Raw genomic sequence first — 7,223 nt, 5'->3', positions numbered from 1 at the left:
CAAGAGAGTGTAACACGCGTTCCCGACCTTTGCAAGCGAAAAGCTGAGACACATAGAATCACACATTATTTATATTACTTATGGAAACAATGTATTTGTGCATCGTGCTGTTCCTCGCCGTGCTGGCCGTGTTCGACCTGCTGGTGGGCGTTGCCAACGATGCGGTAAACTTCCTCAACTCGTCCGTCGGCTCCAAGGCGGCATCGTTCCGAACCATGCTCGTGTTGGCCAGCATAGGCGTCTTCATAGGCGCCTCGCTGAGTAACGGCATGATGGACATCGCGCGACACGGCATCTACCAGCCGCAGTTCTTCTACTTCGACGAGGTGATGTGCATCCTGCTTGGCGTGATGCTGACCGACGTCGTCCTGCTGGACGTATTCAACACGATGGGCCTGCCCACTTCGACCACGGTCTCGATGGTGTTCGAGCTGCTGGGCGGCACGTTTGCCCTGGCCCTGGTCAAGACCCTGGGCGGCGGCGACGCCTATTCGATGGGACAACTCATCAACACGGACAAGGCCCTGCAAGTCATCATGGCCATCTTCGTCTCCGTAGCCATCGCCTTCTTCTTCGGCATGCTGGTGCAGTACATCGCACGCGTCATCTTCACCTACAACTACAAGAAGCACCTGAAGTACAGCATCGCCCTCTTCGGCGGCGTGGCAGCCACGAGCATCATCTACTTCATGCTTATCAAGGGCCTGAAGGACAGCTCGTTCATGACGGCCGAGGTGAACGACTGGATACACCAGCACTCGCTGCTCATCATGGTCGGGCTGTTCGTGTTCTTCACCATCCTGATGCAGATACTGCACTGGTGCCGGGTGAATGTGTTCAAAATCGTCGTGATGATGGGTACCTTCGCCCTGGCCCTGGCCTTCGCCGGCAACGACCTGGTGAACTTCATCGGTGTGCCCCTGGCCGGCTATGACGCCTACACCGACTACATGGCCAACGGACAGGCCGCCGGCACCGACGGCTGGCTGATGGGCTCGCTGCTCGGCTCGGCCAAGACGCCGTGGTACTTCCTCGTGGCCGCCGGCTGCGTCATGGTCTACGCCCTGTGGACGTCGAAGAAAGCACACAACGTCATCCAGACCGAAGTTTCCCTGGCCCGCCAGGACGAGGGTGAAGAAGGCTTCGGCTCCACCCCCATCGCCCGCCGCCTGGTGCGTTACAGCATGAACCTGGCCAACGGCATCAGCAAGATAACCCCCGAACGCACCAAAGCGTGGCTCGACACCCGCTTCCGCAAGGAAGAACTGACACTGGAAGATGGCGCCGCCTTCGACCTCGTACGCGCCTCGGTCAACCTCGTGCTCTCCTCCCTGCTCATCGCCTTGGGCACCTCGCTGAAGTTGCCGCTGTCCACCACCTACGTCACCTTCATGGTCTCCATGGGTACCTCGCTGGCCGACCGCGCCTGGGGGCGTGACTCCGCCGTCTACCGCATCACCGGCGTGCTGAGCGTCATCGGCGGTTGGTTCATCACGGCAGGCGCCGCCTTCACCATCTGCTTCTTCGTCACCCTGTTCATCCACTACGGAAGCGCCGTGGCCATCATCATCCTCATCGCCATCGCCATCTACTCGCTTGTCCACAGCCAGGTGATGTACAAGAAGCGCAAGCAGAAAGTACAGGCACAAGACACCGTCCGGCAAATCATGCAGAGCGAGAACAACGACGAAGTGCTCCGCCTGCTGCGCCAACACACCCGCGAAGAGCTGGGCAAGGTGCTGGCCTTCACCGAAGAGAACTTCGAACGCACCGTCACCTCCTTCCTGCACGAGAACCTGCGCGGACTGCGCCGCTCCATGGGCTCGGTGAAGTTCGAGAAGCAACTGGTCAAGCAGATGAAGCGCACCGGCACCCTGGCCATGTCGCGCCTGGATAACAACACCGTGCTGGACAAGGGACTCTACTACTTCCAGGGCAATGACTTCGCCAGCGAACTGGTGTACAGCATCGGACGCCTGTGCGAACCCTGCCTGGAGCACATCGACAACAACTTCAAACCCCTGGATGCCATACAGAAAGGCGAGTTCGGCGACGTGAGCGAGGACATCACCAACCTGCTGCAGACCAGCAAACAGGCCGTCAGCGACAATGACTACAACAACCTGACGGACATCATACGCAAGGCCAACGAACTGAACGGGCAACTCTCGCACCTGAAACGCGGCGAACTGCAACGCATCCAAAGCCAAAGCGGAAGCATCAAGGTGAGCATGGTCTACCTGACCATGATTCAGGAAGCCCAGAACGTGGTGACTTACACCACCAACTTGCTGAAGGTAAGCCGCAAGTTCCAGGCGGAAGACAACGAAGAAAAGCCGCGCTGAGAAGCACGGTCTATTTGCAGATTCTATATCACTCAGCTTATTGTGTAAGACGACGGCGCCTGCCCTTTACGGGGTGGGCGCCGTGCTTGTTGGGCAGGATTCGTCCAGGCATTGCAGCAGTAGCACATCGCGGTATGCACCGCCTACACGCCACCATTGGCGCAGCAGCCCGCACTCGGAAAAGCCGCAGGCATGAAACACGTGGAGGCTGGGCAGGTTATCAGAAGAGACATAGGCGGCCAGTTGGTGCAGGGAGAGAAAACGGAAGGCGTAGTCGCACAGCAGGCGCAGTGCTTGCGTGGCATAGCCCAACCCCCGATAGCCTTCGCAGACAAGCAGGCCGACTTCGGCCCGGGCGTGCATGGGTTCGTAGTTGAACAGGTCGATGAGGCCGACGGAGGCACCGGTAGATTGCTGCACGATGACCAAGCGCAGTTGGCGGTCGGCAAACAGGTCGTTGCGCGAGTCGGCCAGGTAACGCCGGAGGGCGTAGCGTGAATAGGGCACGGTGAAGTCGGTCATCGCCCAGTGTGCGGGGTCATTCTCCATCCGGTAGATGAAGTCGAGGTCTTCGGGTTCGAGGGCGCGGAGGCGGACATCGGCACCGGAAAGAAAGGGGACGGAGGCGGTCATTCGTCGGAAGGGTCGATGTGCAACTCGCGTTGCAGGCGTTGCGTGCCGGGTACACAGAAGAGCATGGCCACGAGGGCTATCAGCCCGCAGAGCAGGCAGGTGTTGCTGAGCAGAAGGCCGTAAGCCACAAAGCCTCCCAGGGCGGGCAGGAGGAGAAGAAGGGCACGAACGGTGTTCCAGCGGGTGTAAAGACGGAGGGCGCGACGGAAGTCGGCGGTGTCTATCTGCCTGACCATCACCCAGGCAAAGAGTTTCAAGGCGAGGGGCACACAGGCGATGGTGAGCAGGATGAGAGCGGTTTCGACGATGTATTCCAGGCGTGTGTCGGCGGCCAGGAGGCCGGTCCACGGGGCGCCGGCTTCGGCCCAAATGCCGGCCAGCAGAGGGAGCAACCAGCAGAGGAGGTGGAGGGCCTTGAGGTAGATGACGGTCTTACGGATTTGTTCTTGCATGATGTGAAGGTTTTTTGATAGGTTGTCAGGGATGGAGATGCGCGTATGTCAGAGATTACCTTGGAAGGGGGTGCGGTTGACAATGCTGCGTCCCAGGGTCACTTCGTCGGCATATTCCAGCTCGTCGCCCACGGCGATGCCGCGTGCGATGACCGAGAGGCGTACGCCGGTGGGTGCCAGTTTGCGGTAGATGTAGAAGTTGGTCGAGTCGCCTTCCATCGTCGTGCTCAGAGCCAGTATGACCTCGGACACACCTCCAGACTTGACGCGCTGCACGAGGCTTTCTATCTGCAAGTCGCCGGGGCCGATGCCGTCGATGGGCGAGATGACTCCGCCCAAGACGTGGTAGAGGCCGTGGTACTGCTGGGTGGCTTCGACGGCCATGACATCGCGGATGTTTTCGACTACGCACACGGTAGAGGCGTCGCGCCGGGGATCGGCACAGATGCGGCAGGTCTCCGTGTCCGAGATGTTGTGGCACACGCGGCAGAACTTGGCCTCGCGTTTCAGCGTGGTGACGGCGCCGGCAAAGGCTTCTACCGCGCCGAGGTCCTGGCGGAGCAGGTGGAGCACCAGGCGCATGGCGGTCTTGCGGCCGATGCCAGGCAGCTTGGCAAATTCGGAGACGGCTCGTTCGAGCAGTACGGATGGGAATTGTTCGTTCATCTTCTGTCTATACGTTTTCGCGGGGCAAAGATAGTGGAAAAAAATGAGATTCGGCTACACTCCTGCCCTCCGGCTGGCGGAAAGTTACGGCGGTGTGGGAGGAGCCGCAGCAGGGGTCCGGCAGGGGCACTGTGGGGGTGTGTCTGACATCACGCCAGCGGCTGTCTGACATCACGCGTGAAGTCCATCTGACATCACGCCTATTAACAAACCAAAACACGCGTGATGTCAGAACCCTTTCACGCGTGATGCAAATCGGTAACACGCGTGATGCAGACGGAAAGTACGCGTGATGCAAACCAGTAACACGCATGATGCAGACGGAAAGTACGCGTGATGCAAACCGGTAACATGCGTGATACAGGCGGAAAGTACGCGTGATGCAAACCGGTAACATGCGTGATACAGGCGGAAAGCAGGCATGATACCGGCGGGCACCAGGCATGATACACAACCGTAACACGCATGATGTCCGCCGGAAACACGGGGGATGCCCGCCGGACAGCCCGGCAGGCACCCCCCCGCACAAGTCAGCGCTCCTGCATCTTCTGCATCAGCACCTGCATCCAGTAACCACCGATGACGGAGCGGGCGCGGAAGCTGACCCACTGACCGCTGTCCGTGTGGTGCCAGTCGCTGATGGGCACGCGCGAGGTAGTCTCGTCCACATATTTATATAAGGGGTCGATGAACTTCTGGAACGTCTCCCGATCGCTGCTCATGGCCGCCGTCCACATAATCCAGTCGGACTTCGTGTATTCCTTGCGGCTGTCCAGCGGCAGTCCGTAAGTATTCTGCCGGGTCAGGTAATAGGCAAGCTCCTTCTCGATGACGTTGTTCGGGAAGATGTTCAGTCCCCACATCTTGTCCCACACGATGTTATACTTCTGGCTCCACGTACCCGGTCGGTCGAACGCCAGGCGATAGTGGTCGCCGTCGCGCGCGTCCTGCTCCCACTTCACGGCCATCTGGCGGGCTTTTTCAGCATACTTGTCGGCCACCTCATCCATGCCCAACATGCGGGCCATCTCGGCATATCCGGCCACGCCCATGATGGCTTTTATGGAGAGGTTGGCGTTATGCGCCCAGTGTCCGGCGAAGTCGTCGGTGCAAAGCTGGTTGGCAGGATCCTGCCCGTTCTCGGCCAGGTAGTCAGTCCAGAGCGTCAACAAGTCCCAGTACCGCTTCGCATACCCGGCATTTCCCTCCATCTTTGCGATGGCTGCCGCCAGGATGACCATGTTCCCGCCTTCCTCAATCGGCATGTCGCCGCCATACACCTGCCCATTGGCCACGGGATACGTGCCCAAGTCGTGCGCCGGAAAAGGCTTGTTCCACCGGCCCGATGCGCTGTATTCGAAGATACTTGTCATCATCCCCTTCAACAACTCCGGGTTGTAGCAGAGGAACAGCGGGGCAGACGGATACGTCAAGTCCACCGTGTTGATGCAGCCATTGCTGTTGTTCTCCTTGGAGAAAAAGAGCAGATTGCCCTGCTCGTCCTCGAACAACTTGTGGGCAGCTATGACATGCCGATAGGCCGCAGCGCAAATTTCAGCATACTTCTGCCCGCCGGCCCTCCGGGCATCGTCCATAATCATGCGGTCCCAGTCGCGGCATCGCTGCATGACAGAAGCATAGTTGTCACGCGCACGCTCGAAAGCGTCGAAGATACTGACGCGTCCCCCGTGCTTCCAATACGCCATACGCCGCTGGAACATATACTCCAACGCATACACATCGTCGTAACCCAGCATCAGGAAACCACTGCGCCCCTCGGCACTCACCCGGCCCAGGTTGTCCGCATAAGCCATGGCCGGCAAGTCCTGCGCACGGCGTGTCACCCTTTTGCTCTCGCCCTGCGGCAGACGACCTTCGCGGGCAAACACCGCCTTCGTACGATTATAATCACCTAGACATACGTCCGACTGGCGCCCGGCACCCGTCAGGTAGAGATACCCCCAGTCGATGCACACCTGGTCGCCACGACGCTCGGTGTAGGGCTGGTCGATGGAACCTGCCGTCACATACTCCAGTCCTCCCAGGCGCAACGTCCGGGCCTCGGTCGGCTGCGTCGGCTCGTTGATGGTCAGTTGAGGCGTAGTTTCAAAATACAACTGCACGTCATGCTGCTTCTTGTCCAGCGAGCGTGCCTCGTACGACACGTAATTGATAGGCGTCGACATCAGGTCGAGGTCATCCATCAGCACGGGAGCCGTGAAGACCACCCGCAACTCTACCGGACCGCACGTAAAGGCATAGTAGGACGAAGTAGGCAGCACACAGACCGACGTCTGCTCGGCCGTCCTTTCGTAAGCCGCCGTCTGGCTGTTGGGAACAAAGATGCCGAAGTCCACGTAAGCGCCGCCCGTCGTATTGTGACAATGCGCGGCAATGACGTTCTTCCCCTTGCGCAACTTCTTGACAGCCTGCTCGCTCAGCTTCAGGCGCACGTTGTTGTTCCAACTGTAGTCCGTGGCCACCAGCTTCTCACCATTCAAGTAGAGTTCGAACACATCGTCGTGCGAATACTTCAGCCACACATCCTTCTGCGGCACCTGGTCGAGAGTAAACTCGCGGCGCACCCAGATGTCTTCCGTCGTCCATTCCGTGCCGACAGCCTGCTGCTCGCGCGTTCCGAACGCTCCTTTTCCTCGTTTCCAGCCCGCATCATCATAGTCCGTCTCCGTCCATTGCCCTTCGGGTTGTTGGAACGTATAGGCCCCTTCCCAGGCATCCATGCCGGCCATGGGCAACAACGTTTCCAGGTTCACCTTGCCCAAGAAGCGGTAAACCGTGCCGTCTACACGCACGGCACCCACCAACGGATACTCGGCATCGGTCCAGTGCGTCGTAATACCGTCATAAAGTTTGTCGTAAGGCGACCAGATGGAAAAATAAGGGTCGGAAGTAACAAGAGGCACGGAAGGTGCCCGTAGTTCTGTCTGTACAACCGGCGTAAACAGGTTGTCGTCTTGTGCTTGCGCTTGACACAACAAGCCAACGGCCATGAGAGCCGTGAAGAGTTTTGTCCTTTTCATGTTAAAAAGATAAGTATAAAAATTAGTAATAAACAGCGCAGCATCCGTAGAAAGCCTACGCCCTGCACCACTTGCAAAAGTAGGAA

General features: G+C 58.8%; 5 protein-coding genes. 1 reads left to right on the top strand and 4 read right to left on the bottom strand.

Features of this window, described 5'->3' with window-relative positions:
- Window positions 1-80 precede the first annotated feature (80 nt).
- A complete protein-coding gene (locus M3090_RS08380; protein ID WP_249055190.1) occupies window positions 81-2,345 on the top strand; it encodes an inorganic phosphate transporter in 2,265 nt (754 codons plus the stop codon).
- Window positions 2,346-2,411: 66 nt separating this feature from the next.
- Here M3090_RS08380 and M3090_RS08375 read toward each other — a convergent pair whose 3' ends face one another.
- The 4 genes from M3090_RS08375 to M3090_RS08360 form a co-directional block, all read right to left on the bottom strand.
- Window positions 2,412-2,978 carry a GNAT family N-acetyltransferase gene (locus M3090_RS08375; RefSeq protein WP_249055187.1) on the bottom strand — a complete coding sequence of 189 codons (567 nt, stop codon included), beginning with the start codon at window positions 2,976-2,978 and terminating at the stop codon, window positions 2,412-2,414.
- Window positions 2,975-3,430: a hypothetical protein gene (locus tag M3090_RS08370; protein ID WP_249055185.1), complete on the bottom strand. Its 456-nt coding sequence runs from the start codon at window positions 3,428-3,430 to the stop codon at window positions 2,975-2,977. The genes M3090_RS08375 and M3090_RS08370 overlap by 4 nt, the downstream gene beginning before the upstream one ends.
- Window positions 3,431-3,478: 48 nt before the next feature.
- The gene (recR, locus tag M3090_RS08365) at window positions 3,479-4,096 is read right to left on the bottom strand and encodes a recombination mediator RecR (RefSeq protein ID WP_249055183.1); all 618 of its coding nucleotides are present in this window, start codon (window positions 4,094-4,096) and stop codon (window positions 3,479-3,481) included.
- Between the two features lie 530 nt (window positions 4,097-4,626).
- Window positions 4,627-7,137 (bottom strand): glutaminase family protein, encoded by a 2,511-nt coding sequence (locus tag M3090_RS08360; RefSeq protein ID WP_249055181.1) that lies wholly within the window; start codon window positions 7,135-7,137, stop codon window positions 4,627-4,629.
- Window positions 7,138-7,223: the final 86 nt, after the last annotated feature.

The organism is Bacteroides sp. ET71, from assembly GCF_023336905.1.
GTDB lineage: Bacteria > Bacteroidota > Bacteroidia > Bacteroidales > Bacteroidaceae > Bacteroides.
This window is presented reverse-complemented; position numbering and strand designations above follow the sequence as displayed.

Bases quoted from the DNA above. Each gene is read 5' to 3' on its own strand.
- M3090_RS08380 (WP_249055190.1), top strand. From the start codon at position 81: ATGGAAACAATGTATTTGTGCATCGTGCTGTTCCTCGCCGTGCTGGCC.
- M3090_RS08375 (WP_249055187.1), bottom strand. From the start codon at position 2,978: ATGACCGCCTCCGTCCCCTTTCTTTCCGGTGCCGATGTCCGCCTCCGC.
- M3090_RS08370 (WP_249055185.1), bottom strand. From the start codon at position 3,430: ATGCAAGAACAAATCCGTAAGACCGTCATCTACCTCAAGGCCCTCCAC.
- recR (WP_249055183.1), bottom strand. From the start codon at position 4,096: ATGAACGAACAATTCCCATCCGTACTGCTCGAACGAGCCGTCTCCGAA.
- M3090_RS08360 (WP_249055181.1), bottom strand. From the start codon at position 7,137: ATGAAAAGGACAAAACTCTTCACGGCTCTCATGGCCGTTGGCTTGTTG.